Source organism: Staphylococcus delphini, assembly GCF_900636325.1.
In the GTDB taxonomy this organism is placed as follows: Bacteria; Bacillota; Bacilli; order Staphylococcales; family Staphylococcaceae; genus Staphylococcus; species Staphylococcus delphini.
In genome coordinates, this window is the sequence record NZ_LR134263.1 from 831,298 (window position 1) to 848,874 (window position 17,577).

Sequence of the window (17,577 nt, forward strand, 5' to 3'; positions counted from 1 at the left end):
ATGTTGTTATCTAATTATATTTTTATCTATTTGAGATGAGTGATAAAACGTGTAAAAAGTGGAGGTGTCTCACCATGCAATTTTGGCTTAAATTGATTTGCTTTATCATTGCATCTATTTTAATCGCACATTTTATTTGGAACGATATGATGATTGCGTCCTTCATTGTCAGCATCGTTACTTTAGTCGTTTTTTCAATCGTTGAGCACGTGTTTAAAAAGAAAGAGAAGGAATAGAATAGGGGGGCACTTGATATAGAAGTTACACACTGGAAATGTCATCAATAAGTAAAGATGTTTCCAGTGTGTAAAAGTGAGACCCGAATATAAATCTTATTCCAAATCTAAATCACGCATCATTTCAACCATTTGCGTATAAATTTCATAATACACATAATTCAACGCCATGAGATGCGGTTGCGCGACTTTATCATAATCTTCTGTGTAAACAATCGGTCTTGGTGTCGACAAATTAATAAAATGCATTAAATGATCCGGTAATTCAACTTCTTTAGGTTTATTCGTAATGACGACAACATCACGGTCGTCCGCGATTAACTGTTCCAAATCACGTGCCATTTCCTCGCTGTACGCCGCTCCGAATAGTAACACTCTATCTGTTGTGTCTAACACGTCAAACGACGGACAATCGTCTAACGCCAAACTTGAGTGCAATTTCTCAAAACTTGTTAAGATGTAGGATTCAAAGCATTTTAAATCACCGTAACCTTTAACGTAAACATGACCTTCGCCACCCATCGCTTGAATTAAACTTTGTGCAGCCATTTGAATATCCAACTCTTGTTGATCGAGTCGATTAAATATACCTGTTAATTGTGTTGTGAGCATTTTTGACATGATTGTTGCCTCCTTTTTGGTCAATTTTTTGTATATATATAACTAAATTTTTGGTTTTTTAACAGCTGTTAACGCTACGAAATTCAAAACTCATTGTATAGAATAATCGTGTCAGAATCAATTCGCAGCAATGTTTGCGCTTACATGATAAATTACGATATTTTTCACAAATTTAGTACGATTTTGCGGTGCATAATAACTATGACTTTGCTATACTGTATTTATAAATATTCGTGCGACATGCACGCAAGGAGGAACTTTCATGCCTTTAGTTTCAATGAAAGAAATGTTAATCGACGCAAAAGAAAATGGTTATGCTGTAGGTCAATATAACCTTAACAACTTGGAGTTTACACAAGCGATTTTACAAGCGTCTCAAGAAGAGAATGCGCCTGTAATTCTTGGTGTATCTGAGGGAGCAGCAAGATACATGGGTGGCTTCTACACTGTAGTTAAAATGGTAGAGGGACTATTACACGACTACGAAATCACAATTCCTGTTGCGATTCATTTAGACCATGGTTCAAGCTTTGAAAAATGTAAAGAAGCGATTGATGCTGGTTTCACATCTGTTATGATTGATGCATCACACGAGCCATACGAAGAAAACGTGAAAATTACGAAAAAAGTTGTAGAATACGCGCACGAACGTGGTGTATCTGTTGAGGCTGAATTAGGAACTGTTGGCGGTCAAGAAGATGACGTTGTTGCTGAGGGTGTAATCTACGCTGACCCAACTGAATGTCAAAACTTAGTTAAAGCTACAGGTATCGATACATTAGCACCTGCTTTAGGTTCAGTTCACGGACCATACAAAGGTGAACCAAACTTAGGCTTTAAAGAAATGGAAGAAATCGGTGCTTCAACTGGTTTACCATTAGTATTACACGGTGGTACAGGTATCCCTACACATGACATTAAAAAAGCAATTTCATTCGGAACAGCTAAAATCAATGTTAACACTGAAAACCAAATTGCTTCAGCTAAACGTGTTCGTGAAGTATTAGATCAAGACAAAGAAGTTTACGATCCACGTAAATATTTAGGACCAGCTCGTGAAGCGATTAAAGAAACTGTTATCGGTAAAATTAGAGAGTTCGGTACTTCAGGTAAAGCAGCAAACATTAAAGGTTAATCTATTTTAAGAGATGTTACACACGTATCACATGTTTGTGCAGTGTCAACATCATTAAATTCAAAAGAGGGTAGCGTGATCTCAAGTTGTGAGTCGGTTACTCTCTTTTTCATATTTTGATGATCGAGTTGACGAGACAACGTGAAAACGTGTCGGATGCCACTTGATGTAAAGATGGGCAAAGTTGTTCAATCGCTGTCACATTTACAAAAATTGAACACAAAGTAGAGCTAAACATCTCAAAGCGTTGTTTTTTCATTTTGCAATTTGAAAAAATTTACTTTATAATGCTTTTAATATAGTATTGTAAGGTTAAAATGAGCAAGGGAAAAGGAGTTCAATGACATGGCACAAGAAGTGATAAAAATAAGAGGTGGTCAAACTTTAAAAGGGAGTGTTGAAATCAATGGTGCGAAAAACAGTTCAGTTGCCATTATACCTGCAACATTAATGGCAGAAGCACCGGTAACGTTAGATGGCTTGCCGCAAATTTCTGATGTTGAAACGCTCGTCAGTTTATTGGGAGATTTAAACATTAAGACTGAGCTGAACGGCACAACTTTAGCAGTAGACCCGACACATATTGAAAATGCCCCTTTGCCAAACAATAAAGTTGAATCTTTGCGTGCTTCTTATTATATGATGGGGGCCATGCTCGGTCGCTTTAAAAAGTGCGTCATTGGTTTACCTGGAGGCTGTCCACTTGGGCCGAGACCGATAGATCAACATATTAAAGGGTTTAAGGCTTTAGGTGCTACGGTAGATGAGTCGAGCTTGACGTCAATGAAAATTGAGGCAGAACGTTTGGTGGGCGCGAACATTTATTTAGATATTGTCAGTGTAGGTGCAACGATTAATATTATGCTTGCTGCGACACGTGCGGAAGGGCAGACGATTATCGAAAATGCAGCAAAAGAGCCTGAAGTGGTCGATGTGGCCAACTTTTTAAACAGTATGGGCGCAAAGGTCACAGGTGCAGGGACAAGTTCGATTAAAATTGTCGGTGTGCCGCATTTACATGGTAGCCGCCATTCAATTATTCCGGATCGTATCGAAGCTGGAACGTACATGTGTATTGCGGCCGCTTGTGGTGAGTCGGTACACATTGACAACATTATTCCGAAACATATGGAAGCACTCACTGTGAAATTGAAAGAGTTAGGTGTTACAATAGAGACTGGCGATGACTACATGATAGTCCAATCTTCTTCACCTTACAAAAGCGTGGACATCAAAACGCTCGTATACCCCGGTTTTGCAACGGATTTACAACAACCTATTACACCTTTACTCTTCTTAGCAAATGGACCTAGTTTTGTCACTGAAACGATTTATCCAGAGCGCTTCAGACATGTACAAGAGTTACAAAAAATGAATGGATTGATAACAGCAGACCAAAGTACTGCGACAGTAAAACCTTCACAATTAACGGGCGCTGAAGTATATGCAAGTGACTTACGTGCAGGGGCTTGCTTAATCGTAGCTGGATTGTTAGCGGAAGGTGTGACGACGATTTATAATGTTAAACATATCTATCGCGGTTATACGGATATTGTGAAAACACTTAAAGCGTTAGGTGCTGATATTTGGACGGAGCAAGTCGAAGTTTAATTCGTTATGTGCTGTTATCACAAATTTAAAAATGCGAGGTGATAACCATGGAAGTATGTCCATATTTAGAAGAAACATTTAAAATATTAGGGCGCAGTTGGAACGGTTTGATTTTGCATTACCTTTCGACTTGCGATGAATATAAAGCGCATTTTTCAGAGATGAAAAGACATTTATGCCCCATTACAAATAGAGCCTTATCAATGAAAGTCGCCGAGTTGGCCGATGCAGGTTTATTAACGAAAGAGGTCATCTCGACAAATCCACCTTCAGTTTGTTACCATTTAACAGAAAAAGGCGTAGCGCTGGCTCGTGCATTAAAGCCACTCGAAAGTTGGGCGCATGACTATATTGATTTAGAAGAAAAAGCGAAATAAACATTCAAATAAAATAATAACAGAGTAAGACGACGCGAACGATTAAAGATTGGCGTATGTGCTTACTCTTTTATTTTTTATCAGTTAACGGTAATGACAGAATATTTTTGATTTGTGAGGTCAGGTTTAAAAAGCAATGAACTTGGCAATACAAAGTGTATGACATTAAATGAAGGAGTGTTTGTTCATGAGAGATCAAACGAAACAATATATTAATGGTGAATGGGTTGACAGTCATAGCGGTGAAACGATGGCAGTCATCAACCCAGCCACAGAAGAAGTATTTGGTCATATCGCAAAAGGGAATAAAGCAGATGTAGACCAAGCAGTTCAAGCTGCTCATGACGTGTACCTTTCATTTCGTAACTCGTCTGTCAAAGAACGACAAGACTTGTTAGATCGTATTGTTAAAGAATATGAAAATCGTAAAGATGATTTAATAGAAGCGATGACATTAGAACTGGGTGCACCTGTGACACAATCAGAAAAGGTGCACTATCAAATGGGTTTAAACCATTTTAAAGCCGCACGTGACGCATTGAATGATTTCCAATTTGAAGAACGTCGTGGAGATAACTTAATCGTGAAAGAAGCGATTGGTGTTGCAGGACTTGTCACACCTTGGAACTTCCCAACGAACCAAACATCACTTAAATTAGCGGCGGCATTTGCGGCAGGAAGTCCAGTTGTCCTCAAACCATCTGAAATGACGCCATATGCAGCAATTATTTTAGCTGAAATATTCGATAAAGTTGGCGTGCCTAAAGGTGTATTTAACCTTGTCAATGGTGATGGTGAAGGCGTTGGTACACCGTTAAGTCAACATCCTGATGTCCGCATGCTGTCATTTACAGGTTCTGGTGGCACAGGTTCAAAAATTATGGAAGCAGCGAGCAAAGATTTCAAGAAAGTATCATTGGAACTTGGCGGAAAATCGCCTTTTATCATTTTAGATGACGCGGATCTTGAAGAAGCGGCTAAAGCGGCAGTGATGAAAGTCGTAAACAATACCGGACAAGTATGTACAGCAGGCACACGTACATTAGTACCGGAAAGTATTAAAGACGATTTCCTTAAAGAAGTTAAAAAACAAATGGCGAACGTGAAAGTCGGCGATCCGCAAAATGCCGAAACACAAATGGGTCCTATTGTGAGTGAAAAACAATACAATCAAGTACAAGACTATATTCAAAAAGGTATCGATGAAGGCGCTGAATTATTATATGGTGGTACAGGTAAACCGGATGGCCTAGAGAAAGGATATTTCGCGAAACCTACCATCTTTACAAATGTGAACAATCAAATGACAATTGCCCAAGAAGAAATTTTTGGACCTGTCATGTCAATTATTACGTATAAAGATTTAGACGAAGCGATTGAAATTGCGAACGATACTAAATACGGACTTGCAGGTTATGTTTTCGGTCAAAATCAAGATAACCTTATCCGTGTTGCACGTTCAATTGAAGCAGGTACAATTGAAATTAACGAAGCTGGCCGTGCGTCAGACTTACCATTCGGTGGTTATAAACAATCAGGTATTGGCCGCGAATGGGGCGACTACGGTATTGAAGAATTTTTAGAAGTAAAATCAATTGCAGGCTATTACAAAGGTGAATAACAGTTTTAATGCCTGTGTGAAGTAAATGAATGAGGAAAGGACTAGGAGAACATGGCGTTTTCCTAGCCCTTTTTTAAAGAAATTTTGTGTATTGAAAAAAGTCGAAAATGGCTAAATTGAGAGGAAAAATAAGAAGTTCTTCATTTTATGGACATGCCAATTTTCTGTGATTTTCTAAACTTAAAAAAATGAGTAAAATTCACGCCATTTATCGAAAAAATGAGGATGTATCAAATTTGAATTTTTCCTGTCATTTCCATTGATATTTTGTCATTGAGCCCATTATTTGATATAGTAAGGTTTAATCGTAACATTTGCGATTAAATAGAATTTAAAATGAAATGAGTGTTTAACATGTCAAGGGAACGAACATCTCCGCAATATGAATCTTTTCATGAATTATACAAGAATTATACAACAAAGGCCCTCACTGAAAAGGCAAAATCTCTTAAACTTGTTAACTATAGTAAATTAAACAAAAAAGAACTCGTTCTGGCAATTATGGAAGCGCAAATGGAACAAGATGGAAACTACTATATGGAAGGTATCCTCGATGATATCCAACAAGATGGTTACGGCTTTTTAAGAACGGTTAACTTCTCAAAAGGCGAAAAAGATATATACATTTCTGCCAGCCAAATTCGTCGATTCGAAATTAAATTAGGCGATAAAGTAACCGGGAAAGTTCGAAAACCGAAAGAAAACGAAAAATATTATGGATTACTACAAGTTGACTTTGTGAATGATCACAATGCAGAAGAAGTCAAAAAACGCCCTCACTTCCAAGCTCTTACACCTTTATATCCAGATGAACGAATTAAATTAGAAACAGAACCTCGAAACTATTCAACACGTGTAATGGATTTAATTACGCCTATTGGTTTAGGTCAACGTGGCTTAATTGTTGCACCACCTAAAGCAGGGAAAACCACTTTACTGAAAGAAATTGCCAATGCGATTGTTACGAACAAACCGAATGCGAAACTTTTCATTTTACTTATCGGTGAACGACCAGAAGAAGTGACTGACATTGAACGTTCAGTTGATGAAGCAGAAGTGGTACATTCTACGTTTGATGAGCATCCAAAACATCACGTGAAAGTCGCTGAATTGTTGCTCGAACGTGCAAAACGTCTCGTCGAAATTGGTGAAGATGTCATTATTTTAATGGATTCACTGACTCGTTTAGCGCGTGCATATAACCTTGTTGTGCCGCCGAGTGGTCGTACATTATCAGGTGGTTTAGATCCAGCGTCATTACATGGTCCTAAAACATTTTTTGGTGCTGCCAGAAATATCGAAGCAGGTGGCAGTTTAACGATTTTAGCTACTACGCTTGTTGATACAGGTTCGCGTATGGACGATATGATTTATGAGGAATTTAAAGGAACAGGGAATATGGAGCTCCATTTAGATCGACGCCTTTCTGAACGTCGTATTTATCCAGCAATTGATATTTCTAGAAGTTCGACGCGTAAAGAAGAACTCCTCGTTCCGAAAAACGAATTGGATAGCTTGTGGCAATTACGCAATATGTTTTCAAATTCACCTGACTTCACAGAGCGTTTCATTCGTAAGTTGAAGAAAACGAAGTCGAATGCCGAATTCTTTGAACTGTTACAACAAAGTGCAGCTGAAAGTAGTAAAACAGGTAAGCCGATTATTTAATTAGAATAATTTCAGATGTAGGGTTGCAATTTCATCATGCGGCCTATATAATGTTTAAGTATTGGGTAAAAACTCAGAAATAACTCTGTTCCGGATGGTTCAGGGCAAAGGAGCTGAAAATTATGAAACAAGGGATTCATCCAGAATACCGTAAAGTTATCTTTTTAGATACGACAACTGATTACAAATTTTTAAGCGGTTCTACTAAATTTTCAAACGAAACAATGGAATGGGAAGATGGTAACGAGTACCCAGTTATTCGTTTAGATATCTCTTCTGATTCACATCCATTCTACACAGGACGTCAAAAATTTGCTGCGGCAGATGGTCGTGTGGAACGTTTCAACAAAAAATTTGGTCTCAAATCAGACAACTAAGACAACATTGCTTTGGGTGGATAGCTGTCCGCTCAAACTGTGTGCTTGATGAAATGTGAATAAAATGTACGTCAACACGTTTTCTTTGATATTGCATCATAAGGAAACGTGTTGTGCGTTGAAGTGGGTCAACGGAATCTAAACCTTTAGATTGTGTACCCACTTTTTTATTGTGGCACACTCGTAGCCACTTATTGAAATAAAAGTAATGCGATTATCAAAAATACGAGCTAAATACATGCAGTGAGATTGGGATACTGTATTTTAAAAGTAAGTGTGCACGTTTTCAAATAAAAAAACAAGAATTTAATGAATTTTGATATACATACGAATTACATCAACGAAGGCGTATATTTTATGATATAATGAATTGATTTTGTTTTGAAAAAGGTGGAAAGAATCATGTATGAAGCGTACCATTCAGGTTGGATAGAATGCATTACTGGAAGCATGTTTAGTGGTAAGTCAGAAGAGCTCATCAGACGCTTACGCCGAGGTGTCTATGCAAAGCAAAAAGTGGTGGTATTTAAACCAACCATTGATGACCGCTACCATAAAGAAAAAGTCGTTTCTCATAACGGTAATGAAATAGAAGCGATTAACATTTCTAAAGCAAGTGAGATATGGCATCATGACTTAAATGGTGTGGATATTATCGGCATTGATGAAATTCAATTTTTTGATCGTGATATTGTAGACATTGCACAAACGCTTGCCGAAAGAGGGTATCGCGTCATTACTGCAGGTCTTGATATGGATTTTAAAGGCGAACCTTTTCACCCTGTTCCTGAAATGCTAGCGGTGAGTGAACATATTACAAAATTACAAGCGGTCTGTGCGGTTTGTGGGGCGTCATCGAGTCGAACACAACGATTGATTGATGGCAAGCCTGCAAAAGTGGATGATCCGATTATACTTGTAGGTGCAAATGAAAGTTATGAGCCGCGTTGTCGTGCGCATCATATCGTAGCACCGAGTGAAAATGATAAGGAGGCGTTGAAATAATGTTTGATCAATTAGACATTGTTGAAGAACGTTATGAACAACTGAATGAATTGTTAAGCGATCCAGAAGTTGTGAGTGATTCAAATCTTCTTAGAAAATATTCTAAAGAACAATCAGAATTACAAAAAACGGTAGAAGTGTACCGTCAATATAAACAAGTAAAAGAAGATGCTGAGGAAATTGAATTAATGCTTGCTGAAACAGATGACGCTGATGAAGTGGAAATGTTAAAAGAAGAAGCAAGTGTATTGAAAGCAGAAGTGCCAGAACTTGAAGAGCAGTTAAAATTATTGCTCATTCCAAAAGATCCGAATGACGAAAAAGACGTGATTGTGGAAATTCGTGGGGCTGCAGGTGGCGATGAAGCGGCTATTTTTGCTGGTGACTTATTCCGTATGTATTCAAAGTTTGCTGAGTCACATCGTTTTAAACTTGAAATTGTAGAGGCGACAGAAAGTGACCACGGTGGTTATAAAGAAATCAGTTTCTCAGTTTCTGGTGACGGTGCCTACAGTAAGTTGAAATATGAAAATGGTGCGCACCGTGTACAACGTGTCCCTGAAACAGAATCAGGTGGCCGTATTCATACGTCAACAGCCACAGTTGCAGTCTTACCAGAAGTAGAAGACGTAGAAATTGAAATCCGCAATGAAGACTTGAAAATCGATACGTATCGTTCAAGTGGTGCAGGTGGACAGCACGTTAATACAACGGACTCTGCCGTACGTATTACCCATATTCCAACTGGGGTCATCGCGACATCTTCAGAAAAATCGCAAATTCAAAACCGTGAAAAAGCGATGAAAGTGTTAAAAGCGCGTTTGTATGATATGAAATTGCAAGAAGAACAACAAAAATATGCAGCGCAACGTAAGTCAGCGGTGGGTACAGGTGACCGTTCAGAACGTATCCGTACATATAACTATCCGCAAAGTCGTGTGACGGACCACCGTATTGGTTTAACATTACAAAAATTAGATCAAATTATGGAAGGCAAGTTAGACGAAATTGTGGATGCGTTAACGATGCACGAACAAACTGAAAAATTGAAAGAGCTTAATACTGGTGAATTATAAAGAGTGGCGACAACAGGCTGAACAGCAAATGGTGGCTAATGGATACGAAGCGAATGCCATCCAATGGTTCATGATGGATACGTTGCAATGGTCGAGAACTTCACTCATTTTGAATGAAATGACGCTAATGCCCGAATCGACGCTTAAACAGTTGAATGACGGTTTATCACGACTGCTCACAGGGATGCCAGTGCAATACGTTGTCGGTCAAGCTGAGTTTTACGGCCGCCAATTGAAAGTGACTTCGGATGTGCTTATTCCTAGACCCGAGACAGAAGAAGTGGTGCATTATTTTTTAACACAGTTGGCAGCTGCTAAAGTTGTTGCTGACATTGGTGTGGGAAGTGGTGCAATTGCTGTCACTTTAAAAGCTGAACGACCTGAATTGCGTGTGATTGCGACAGATATTTCGTCTCAAGCGATAGCGGTCGCACGAGAAAATGCGCAGCGACTCCAACAAGACATCACCTTTATACAAGGAAATGTGTTACAGCCGTTGATTGATCAAGGTGTTCGATTGGATGGTTTAATTTCGAATCCACCGTACATTGGTGAGCATGAACGCGCATTGATGGACGACAGTGTGATCCAATATGAACCGCATGTGGCGCTTTTTGCAGGTCAAGAAGGCTATCAAGTATATGCAGCGATATTACGTGATTTGCCTCATGTCATGCAAGATGGTGCGCCGGTCGTCTTTGAAATTGGCTTCCAACAAGGTCTACAGTTAACGCGCATGATGCAACAGTTGTATCCGCATATTACGCCAGAAGTCATTAACGACATCAACGGTCATGCACGAATTTTTCATTTTAAATGGACGCAGCCATAGTCGCTTTGTCTATGAAGCAATGAAAATTTCGCGAATGAGCGTCAATATAACAGCAATTAAAAATGGATGCACGACAGTAAAATCTAAGACGTATTCTTACGATTGAAGTCATGCACCCATTTTTATTTTTGTAGTAAAATAGAAGAGAAGGAGAGGTGGACGTTAATGTCAGAAACGAAAATTTGGGATGTTCGAGATTATACAACACGATTAGAAGAATATCCGAAATTACCAGAAATTGTAAAAACTTTACAAAATGGTGGACTCGTCGTGCTACCGACAGAAACAGTGTACGGTTTAGGTGGCAATGCAAAAGATGATACGGCCATTCGTAAAATTTATGAAGCGAAAGGGCGTCCTTCCGATAACCCTTTAATTGTGCATATTCATGATACGGATCAGCTTGATGATTTTGTAGCAAACATTTCGGAGGCGACACGTAAGTTAATGGAAGCTTTTTGGCCGGGACCGATTACCTTTATATTACCGTTAAGACAAGGATTTTTATGTGATCGGGTGACAGGTGGATTGAATTCCGTGGCAGTGCGTATGCCGAGTCATCCTGTCGCGTTAGCATTGTTAAAAGCGGTCGATTTGCCGATTGCAGCACCGAGCGCAAATTTAAGTGGACGTCCTTCCCCAACCACGTTTGAACATGCGTTTCATGATTTGAATCATCGTGTGGATGGCATTATGCAATCAACGCAAAGTGATGCGGGACTCGAAAGCACGGTTGTAGATTGTACGTCATTTCCATTTCGTATTGCGCGACCAGGGACGATAACACGCAACATGTTGAATGATATTTTGCCACAATCTGTCGAAGTCCACAGTCCGCAAGCTACTGAAAAACCGATTGCGCCAGGGATGAAATATCGTCATTATGCGCCGTCAACGCCTCTTAAAATGATAGCGCAACTCAATGCACCGATTCACGAAGACGCACACGAAGACTGGTCGAAAATCGCATTTATCGTCCCTGAAACGAAGAAACAGTTGTTGCCAGCAAGTGCGCAAGTCATTGTCATAAGTGAAAGCGAATCCGATATTCAAGGTGCCAATCATAATCTGTATGACGTGTTACATCAACTGGACCAACTCGATGATGTCGACATGGCGTACATTTATGGATTTGAAGATAACTTTGACACTGAAGCGTTGAGAAATCGGATGCTTAAAGCGGTCAGTCAACAAGTCGTAAAGGATGAGTCGTTATGAAAATCGTATTTGTATGTACGGGCAACACGTGTCGTAGTCCATTAGCCGAAAGTATTGCGAAACAATTAATGCCAGACTTTGAAATTGTTTCAAGAGGACTGATGGCACAAGAAGGGCAACCGATATCGCCACATAGTCGTGAATTGTTACGACGCCATGTATTACCGATACCGAATGGCGCACAATTGTTTGATGCAGCGGATGCTGAAGCGGATTTGATTTTAACGATGACGACTTCACATCGCCAAATGATTCAAGCGATGTATGGCCCACAAGTGAATGTGTATGCATTAAACGATTATGTGGATGAAGATTTGCCAGTAGAAGACCCTTATGGTGGGCAGTATGAAACGTATGAACAAGTCTTTGAACAATTAACTCGGATGCTCAACAAGTTAAGGTCTAAATTAGTGACAGAATAATTGTATAATCAGTATAAGTTAAAGAAAAAATAAGTTATAATAAAGGACGTATAGCATGTTTCGTAGTTCTTTCATTATTGTTTTTTTGACTCATACGATGAACAAGGGGGTAACGCTATGCAGGATTTAAATCAATTATTAGAAGAACTTAAAGCCCAATCGTTTTTTAATGAAGGAGAGATATGTGTCATAGGTTGTTCGACTTCTGAAGTTCAAGGGGCACGTATTGGAACAACTGGCTCGATAGATGTCGCTAAAGAAATTTTCGAAGCACTTGTTAAGATTCAACAGGAGACAGGTGTTTCATTTGCGTTTCAAGGTTGTGAACATATCAATCGTGCCATTACGATCGAGCGCAAAGATTTTGATCCATACGTGATGACTGAAGTTTCTGTCGTTCCAGATGTGCATGCTGGGGGTTCTTTATCAACACATGCGTATCGTCATATGGAAGCGCCCATGGTAGTCGAACATATCCGAGCTGACAAAGGTATTGATATCGGTCAAACATTGATTGGTATGCATCTGAAGCATGTGGCAGTACCTGTTCGGACTACAGTGAAACAAGTTGGCCAAGCAATTGTGACTGTAGCAACATCTCGACCGAAAAAAATCGGGGGCGAACGTGCTAAATATCAACTTTAACAGAAAAGAGGGAATTGTCTATGTCATTTCTTGCTAAACAAGATAAGTCTGTATTTGAAAGTATTCAAAAAGAGTTTCATCGTCAAAACACAAGCATTGAATTAATTGCATCTGAGAACTTTGTTTCTGAAGCAGTCATGGAAGCACAAGGTTCAGTCATGACGAACAAATATGCTGAAGGTTATCCTGGACGCCGTTACTATGGGGGTTGCGTATTTGTAGACCAAACGGAGCAGCTTGCAATTGATAGAGCAAAAGCACTTTTCAATGCTGAACATGTCAATGTCCAACCGCATTCTGGTTCACAAGCAAATATGGCTGTATATCTTGTTGCACTTGAACATGGAGACACAGTGCTCGGTATGAATCTAAGTCATGGTGGTCACTTAACGCACGGTTCACCAGTTAACTTTAGTGGTAAGTTCTACAACTTTGTGGAATATGGTGTAACGAAAGACGAAGAGCATATCGACTATGAAGAAGTTCGTAAGTTAGCAAAAGAACACAAGCCTAAATTAATCGTAGCGGGTGCTTCTGCTTATTCACGTTCAATCGACTTCAAGAAATTTAAAGAAATTGCTGATGAAGTTGGCGCGAAGTTAATGGTAGATATGGCGCATATTGCAGGGCTTGTTGCAGCGGGTCTTCACCAAAACCCAGTTGAATTTGCGGATTTCGTTACAACAACAACGCATAAAACATTACGCGGTCCTCGTGGCGGTATGATTTTATGTAAAGAAGAATATAAAAAAGAGATTGATAAAACAATTTTCCCTGGCATTCAAGGTGGTCCACTTGAGCATGTGATCGCTGCGAAAGCTGTTGCATTTGGAGAAGCATTACAACCAGAATTCAAAACGTATCAACAACAAGTGATTAAAAATGCGCAAATGCTTGCAAAAACTTTAATAGATAATGGCTTTAGAATTGTATCTGGTGGTACAGATAACCATCTTGTATCAGTAGATGTTAAAGGTTCTGTAGGCATTACAGGTAAAGTAGCAGAAGAGGCACTTGATGAAATTGGTATTACATGTAACAAAAATACAATCCCATTTGATCAAGAAAAACCTTTCGTTACGAGTGGTATCCGTTTAGGTACACCGGCTGCGACGACGCGTGGTTTTGATGAAAAAGCATTTGAAGAAGTCGGCCGCATCATTAGCGATGTCCTTAAAAACCATGAAGACCAAAAAGTTTTAGCAGACGCGAAGTCACGTGTTCAAGCATTGACAGAAAAATTCCCTTTATATTCATAAACCGATTATTTTAGAACAAACGGAGGCAATCACATGGGTAAAGTACATGTATTTGATCACCCTTTAATTCAACATAAGTTAAGTTATATTCGAGATGTCAACACAGGTACAAAAGCATTTCGTGAGTTAGTTGATGAGGTAGGCATGCTGATGGCTTATGAAGTGACGCGTGATTTGGAACTAAAAGATGTTGAAATCGAAACACCTGTCACAAAAGCTATTGCGAAACGTTTATCAGGTAAAAAACTCGCATTTGTACCGATTTTACGTGCAGGACTCGGTATGACAACAGGGATTTTAAACCTTGTACCGGCAGCAAGAATCGGACATGTCGGTTTATATCGTGACCCTGAAACACTTGAAGCGATCGAATATTTTGTGAAACTACCACAAGATATTGAAGAACGCGAAATCATCGTAGTCGACCCAATGCTTGCAACGGGTGCATCAGCGATCGAAGCAATTAACTCATTGAAAAAACGAGGCGCGAAACATATTCGTTTTATGTGTTTAATTGCCGCTCCAGAAGGCGTTGAAAAACTTCAAGCAGCACATGAAGATGTGGATATTTTTATTGCCGCATTGGATGAAAAGTTAGATGACAATGCTTATATCATCCCTGGTCTCGGCGATGCTGGAGACCGTCTATTCGGTACAAAATAATTCATACAAGGAGCGCATTGACATGAAAAGGATAATGACGATTTTTGGTACAAGGCCTGAAGCGATTAAAATGGCACCGCTCGTTTTACAGCTCAAAAAAGATGAAGCATTAGAACCGATAGTCGTTGTCACTGCACAACACCGCGAAATGTTAGATTCTGTATTAGAAACGTTTGGAATTGAACCTGATTATGACTTAAACGTGATGAAACAGGGACAGACGTTATCAGAAGTGACATCACGCGTGTTACTCGGGTTAGAAGATGTCATCAAACAGGCACAACCAGATATGATATTGGTCCATGGAGATACGACAACAACTTTTGCAGGAAGTCTCGCTGCGTTTTACAACGAGATTAGCATTGGCCACGTTGAAGCCGGGTTACGCACTTGGAATAAGTATTCTCCATTCCCAGAAGAAATGAATCGTCAAATGACCGGTATTATGGCTGATTTACATTTTGCACCGACTGAACAGGCACAAGCAAACTTATTGCAAGAAAATAAAGACCCTGAAAAGGTTGTTGTAACGGGTAACACAGCGATTGACGCCATGCATACGACTGTCGATCCACAATACCAATCAGACATCATTCAACGTCATCAAGATAAGCGTATTATCTTACTCACTGCACACCGTCGCGAAAATATTGGTGAACCTATGCATCATATTTTTAAAGCGGCCAGACGCATTGTTGAGGAGTTTGAAGATGCGGTCATCGTCTACCCAATGCATAAAAATCCTAAAGTACGTGAAATTGCTTATGAACATTTAAGTGATCATGAACGTATTGAATTAATTGAACCACTCGAAGTTGTTGATTTTCATAACTTCGCACATCAAGCGCACTTTATTTTGACGGATTCAGGTGGTGTACAAGAAGAAGCCCCTTCACTCGGCAAGCCTGTGCTCGTATTAAGAGATACGACAGAGCGTCCAGAAGGTGTGGAAGCAGGGACACTCCGACTCGTTGGCACTGAAGAAGCGGATGTTTACGAAGCGACGAAAGCTTTATTAACGGATGCAGCGTTGTACGAAGCGATGAGTGTCGCACAAAATCCGTATGGTGATGGGCAAGCGTCACAGCGTATTTGTGAAAATATTAAATACTTTTACGGTTTAATCGAGCAAAAACCCGCACCGTTCCAAGTAAAAAAGTAAAGGGATATTTGAATAGGGGCGAATGTGTCAAAATTGTGACAATTCAATTTACAAAAATTGACCCTTTTAATTGTGCAATTGACACACTTTTCGCCCTATATTATCATGAAAGTTGTATGTATGGAACGGCTTTCAGAATTGTGTCTTAAGGCAGAAAAGAGGCTCAATATGAATCGTTTTTATAAAATGTTTCAGCCGTTTTTAACATATTACGCTACGTTTTTAGCAGGGCTATTAATCCTCTATTCGTTAGATGTGCAACAACCGATTGTACTTGGGCTCATCGTAGGGACAATAGCATCTATAGTGAATACGTGCATTTTTGAATATTATTTATGGCGATCAAAGCGTTTCACAGCAGAACCTATTTCAACGGGGAATGGTTGGCGCTATCTCGTCGCTATAGTGGCATGTGTCATATGGGTACTATTTCAAGCGCAAATACATATACTCGGCGTGCTCATAGGATTGATGGTTTCATATGTGTTAATGGTTTTTCGTCCTTTGTTAAAGAAGGAATCGTGATTGATTATATTTTGAAAAGAGGTGAAATCTAGAATGGATCACAAACATCCCGTGGTGACTTGGCATTTTCTCGGAGTAGATATTAATTTCAACTTATCTACTATTATGATGTTGTTAGTAACAGCAGTGATAGTATTTGTTATTGCAGTCTTATGTACGCGCAACCTCCAGAAAAGACCAAAAGGCGCACAAAACTTCATCGAATGGGTTTTTGACTTTGTCCGTGGCATTATCGAAAGTAATATGGCCTGGTCAAAAGGTGGACAATTTCACTTCTTAGCCGTCACTTTAATTTTATTCATTTTTGTGGCGAACATGCTAGGGCTTCCATTGCAGTTTGTGAACGGTCATACACTATGGTGGAAGTCACCAACTGCTGATGCACATGTGACTTTGACACTCGCAACGATGATGGTCCTTTTAACCCATTACTATGGTGTTAAAATGCGAGGTCCAAAAGCTTATCTTAAAGGCTACACAAAACCGTATTTGGCATTACTTCCTATTAATGTCTTTGAAGAGTTTGCATCGACATTGACATTAGGTCTACGTCTTTACGGTAATATTTATGCCGGTGAGATTTTATTAGGGTTACTTTCAAAAGTGACTTTAACAGTAGCATTTGGTTTTATTATTGGTATTCCTGGATTAATCATTTGGCAAGGTTTTTCAATTTTCGTAGGCTCAATCCAAGCCTATATCTTTATCATGTTATCAATGGTGTATATGTCACATAAAGTAGCAGACAACCATTAAAATAAAAATTAAAATTTAAAAACAATTAGGAGGATTTATATAATGAATTTAATCGCAGCAGCAATCGCAATCGGTTTATCAGCATTAGGTGCAGGTATTGGTAACGGTTTAATCGTTTCTAGAACAGTTGAAGGTGTGGCACGTCAACCAGAAGCTCGTACACAATTAATGTCAATTATGTTCATCGGTATCGGTTTAGTAGAGGCACTTCCTATCATCGGCGTAGTTATTACATTCATCGTATTATTCATTTAATCGAAGCTAATCAGTTAGGAAGCATGACGTAATCAAGACATTTGTTAATTTCTTATTCTTACATATGAAAAACATTTGTCAGGGCGAGGTCTAGTATAGCTTAGGCTTTCGCC

General features: G+C 39.3%; 20 protein-coding genes. 19 read left to right on the forward strand and 1 reads right to left on the reverse strand.

Features of this window, described 5'->3' with window-relative positions:
* Window positions 1-74: 74 nt before the first annotated feature.
* Window positions 75-236 (forward strand): hypothetical protein, encoded by a 162-nt coding sequence (locus tag EL101_RS13195; protein WP_164715566.1) that lies wholly within the window; start codon window positions 75-77, stop codon window positions 234-236.
* 96 nt (window positions 237-332) lie between these two features.
* Here the strand turns inward: EL101_RS13195 and EL101_RS03700 are convergent, their stop codons facing one another.
* Window positions 333-857, reverse strand: coding sequence for a DUF2529 family protein (locus EL101_RS03700; protein ID WP_096598004.1), 525 nt, complete (start codon window positions 855-857; stop codon window positions 333-335).
* 262 nt (window positions 858-1,119) lie between these two features.
* On the opposite strand from EL101_RS03700, the gene fdaB reads away from it, so the two are divergent.
* The 18 genes from fdaB to atpE all read left to right on the forward strand — a co-directional run bounded on the left by fdaB (window position 1,120) and on the right by atpE (window position 17,464).
* Window positions 1,120-1,992, forward strand: coding sequence for a class IIb fructose-bisphosphate aldolase FdaB (gene fdaB / locus EL101_RS03705; RefSeq protein ID WP_096598002.1), 873 nt, complete (start codon window positions 1,120-1,122; stop codon window positions 1,990-1,992).
* 345 nt (window positions 1,993-2,337) lie between these two features.
* Window positions 2,338-3,603 carry a UDP-N-acetylglucosamine 1-carboxyvinyltransferase gene (locus EL101_RS03710; protein ID WP_096598000.1) on the forward strand — a complete coding sequence of 422 codons (1,266 nt, stop codon included), beginning with the start codon at window positions 2,338-2,340 and terminating at the stop codon, window positions 3,601-3,603.
* A gap of 47 nt (window positions 3,604-3,650) precedes the next feature.
* On the forward strand, window positions 3,651-3,980 hold the full coding sequence (locus EL101_RS03715; RefSeq protein WP_096597998.1) for a winged helix-turn-helix transcriptional regulator: 330 nt from the start codon (window positions 3,651-3,653) through the stop codon (window positions 3,978-3,980).
* Between the two features lie 187 nt (window positions 3,981-4,167).
* Complete coding sequence (locus EL101_RS03720) at window positions 4,168-5,601, forward strand: aldehyde dehydrogenase family protein (RefSeq protein ID WP_096597996.1); 1,434 nt, start codon at window positions 4,168-4,170, stop codon at window positions 5,599-5,601.
* A 354-nt stretch (window positions 5,602-5,955) separates the two neighbouring features.
* Entirely contained in the window at window positions 5,956-7,269 is a 1,314-nt protein-coding gene (gene rho, locus EL101_RS03725; protein WP_014613330.1) for a transcription termination factor Rho, read from the forward strand.
* A gap of 122 nt (window positions 7,270-7,391) precedes the next feature.
* Window positions 7,392-7,646 (forward strand): type B 50S ribosomal protein L31, encoded by a 255-nt coding sequence (locus tag EL101_RS03730; protein WP_014613331.1) that lies wholly within the window; start codon window positions 7,392-7,394, stop codon window positions 7,644-7,646.
* A gap of 402 nt (window positions 7,647-8,048) precedes the next feature.
* Window positions 8,049-8,651, forward strand: a complete 603-nt coding sequence (locus tag EL101_RS03735) for a thymidine kinase (protein WP_096597994.1) — start codon at window positions 8,049-8,051, stop codon at window positions 8,649-8,651.
* Entirely contained in the window at window positions 8,651-9,727 is a 1,077-nt protein-coding gene (prfA, locus tag EL101_RS03740) for a peptide chain release factor 1 (RefSeq protein WP_096597992.1), read from the forward strand. Before EL101_RS03735 ends, prfA begins: the two co-directional genes overlap by 1 nt.
* The gene (prmC, locus tag EL101_RS03745) at window positions 9,717-10,559 is read left to right on the forward strand and encodes a peptide chain release factor N(5)-glutamine methyltransferase (protein ID WP_096597990.1); all 843 of its coding nucleotides are present in this window, start codon (window positions 9,717-9,719) and stop codon (window positions 10,557-10,559) included. The genes prfA and prmC overlap by 11 nt, the downstream gene beginning before the upstream one ends.
* Before the next feature lie 165 nt (window positions 10,560-10,724).
* On the forward strand, window positions 10,725-11,777 hold the full coding sequence (locus EL101_RS03750; RefSeq protein WP_096597988.1) for an L-threonylcarbamoyladenylate synthase: 1,053 nt from the start codon (window positions 10,725-10,727) through the stop codon (window positions 11,775-11,777).
* Entirely contained in the window at window positions 11,774-12,199 is a 426-nt protein-coding gene (locus EL101_RS03755; RefSeq protein WP_096597986.1) for a low molecular weight protein arginine phosphatase, read from the forward strand. Before EL101_RS03750 ends, EL101_RS03755 begins: the two co-directional genes overlap by 4 nt.
* Before the next feature lie 117 nt (window positions 12,200-12,316).
* Window positions 12,317-12,844: a TIGR01440 family protein gene (locus EL101_RS03760; RefSeq protein ID WP_096543031.1), complete on the forward strand. Its 528-nt coding sequence runs from the start codon at window positions 12,317-12,319 to the stop codon at window positions 12,842-12,844.
* A gap of 20 nt (window positions 12,845-12,864) precedes the next feature.
* Entirely contained in the window at window positions 12,865-14,103 is a 1,239-nt protein-coding gene (locus tag EL101_RS03765; RefSeq protein ID WP_096597984.1) for a serine hydroxymethyltransferase, read from the forward strand.
* A 33-nt stretch (window positions 14,104-14,136) separates the two neighbouring features.
* Entirely contained in the window at window positions 14,137-14,766 is a 630-nt protein-coding gene (gene upp, locus EL101_RS03770) for a uracil phosphoribosyltransferase (protein ID WP_019165801.1), read from the forward strand.
* A 22-nt stretch (window positions 14,767-14,788) separates the two neighbouring features.
* Window positions 14,789-15,928, forward strand: coding sequence for a non-hydrolyzing UDP-N-acetylglucosamine 2-epimerase (gene wecB, locus EL101_RS03775; RefSeq protein ID WP_096597982.1), 1,140 nt, complete (start codon window positions 14,789-14,791; stop codon window positions 15,926-15,928).
* A gap of 168 nt (window positions 15,929-16,096) precedes the next feature.
* Entirely contained in the window at window positions 16,097-16,453 is a 357-nt protein-coding gene (locus EL101_RS03780; protein ID WP_019165803.1) for an ATP synthase subunit I, read from the forward strand.
* 33 nt (window positions 16,454-16,486) lie between these two features.
* Window positions 16,487-17,209, forward strand: coding sequence for a F0F1 ATP synthase subunit A (atpB, locus tag EL101_RS03785; RefSeq protein ID WP_019165804.1), 723 nt, complete (start codon window positions 16,487-16,489; stop codon window positions 17,207-17,209).
* Between the two features lie 42 nt (window positions 17,210-17,251).
* A complete protein-coding gene (gene atpE / locus EL101_RS03790; protein ID WP_014613343.1) occupies window positions 17,252-17,464 on the forward strand; it encodes a F0F1 ATP synthase subunit C in 213 nt (70 codons plus the stop codon).
* Window positions 17,465-17,577: the final 113 nt, after the last annotated feature.

Coding starts and splice junctions, on each gene's coding strand:
- EL101_RS13195 (WP_164715566.1), top strand. CDS start 75: ATGCAATTTTGGCTTAAATTGATTTGCTTTATCATTGCATCTATTTTA.
- EL101_RS03700 (WP_096598004.1), bottom strand. CDS start 857: ATGTCAAAAATGCTCACAACACAATTAACAGGTATATTTAATCGACTC.
- fdaB (WP_096598002.1), top strand. CDS start 1,120: ATGCCTTTAGTTTCAATGAAAGAAATGTTAATCGACGCAAAAGAAAAT.
- EL101_RS03710 (WP_096598000.1), top strand. CDS start 2,338: ATGGCACAAGAAGTGATAAAAATAAGAGGTGGTCAAACTTTAAAAGGG.
- EL101_RS03715 (WP_096597998.1), top strand. CDS start 3,651: ATGGAAGTATGTCCATATTTAGAAGAAACATTTAAAATATTAGGGCGC.
- EL101_RS03720 (WP_096597996.1), top strand. CDS start 4,168: ATGAGAGATCAAACGAAACAATATATTAATGGTGAATGGGTTGACAGT.
- rho (WP_014613330.1), top strand. CDS start 5,956: ATGTCAAGGGAACGAACATCTCCGCAATATGAATCTTTTCATGAATTA.
- EL101_RS03730 (WP_014613331.1), top strand. CDS start 7,392: ATGAAACAAGGGATTCATCCAGAATACCGTAAAGTTATCTTTTTAGAT.
- EL101_RS03735 (WP_096597994.1), top strand. CDS start 8,049: ATGTATGAAGCGTACCATTCAGGTTGGATAGAATGCATTACTGGAAGC.
- prfA (WP_096597992.1), top strand. CDS start 8,651: ATGTTTGATCAATTAGACATTGTTGAAGAACGTTATGAACAACTGAAT.
- EL101_RS03750 (WP_096597988.1), top strand. CDS start 10,725: ATGTCAGAAACGAAAATTTGGGATGTTCGAGATTATACAACACGATTA.
- EL101_RS03755 (WP_096597986.1), top strand. CDS start 11,774: ATGAAAATCGTATTTGTATGTACGGGCAACACGTGTCGTAGTCCATTA.
- EL101_RS03760 (WP_096543031.1), top strand. CDS start 12,317: ATGCAGGATTTAAATCAATTATTAGAAGAACTTAAAGCCCAATCGTTT.
- EL101_RS03765 (WP_096597984.1), top strand. CDS start 12,865: ATGTCATTTCTTGCTAAACAAGATAAGTCTGTATTTGAAAGTATTCAA.
- upp (WP_019165801.1), top strand. CDS start 14,137: ATGGGTAAAGTACATGTATTTGATCACCCTTTAATTCAACATAAGTTA.
- wecB (WP_096597982.1), top strand. CDS start 14,789: ATGAAAAGGATAATGACGATTTTTGGTACAAGGCCTGAAGCGATTAAA.
- EL101_RS03780 (WP_019165803.1), top strand. CDS start 16,097: ATGAATCGTTTTTATAAAATGTTTCAGCCGTTTTTAACATATTACGCT.
- atpB (WP_019165804.1), top strand. CDS start 16,487: ATGGATCACAAACATCCCGTGGTGACTTGGCATTTTCTCGGAGTAGAT.
- atpE (WP_014613343.1), top strand. CDS start 17,252: ATGAATTTAATCGCAGCAGCAATCGCAATCGGTTTATCAGCATTAGGT.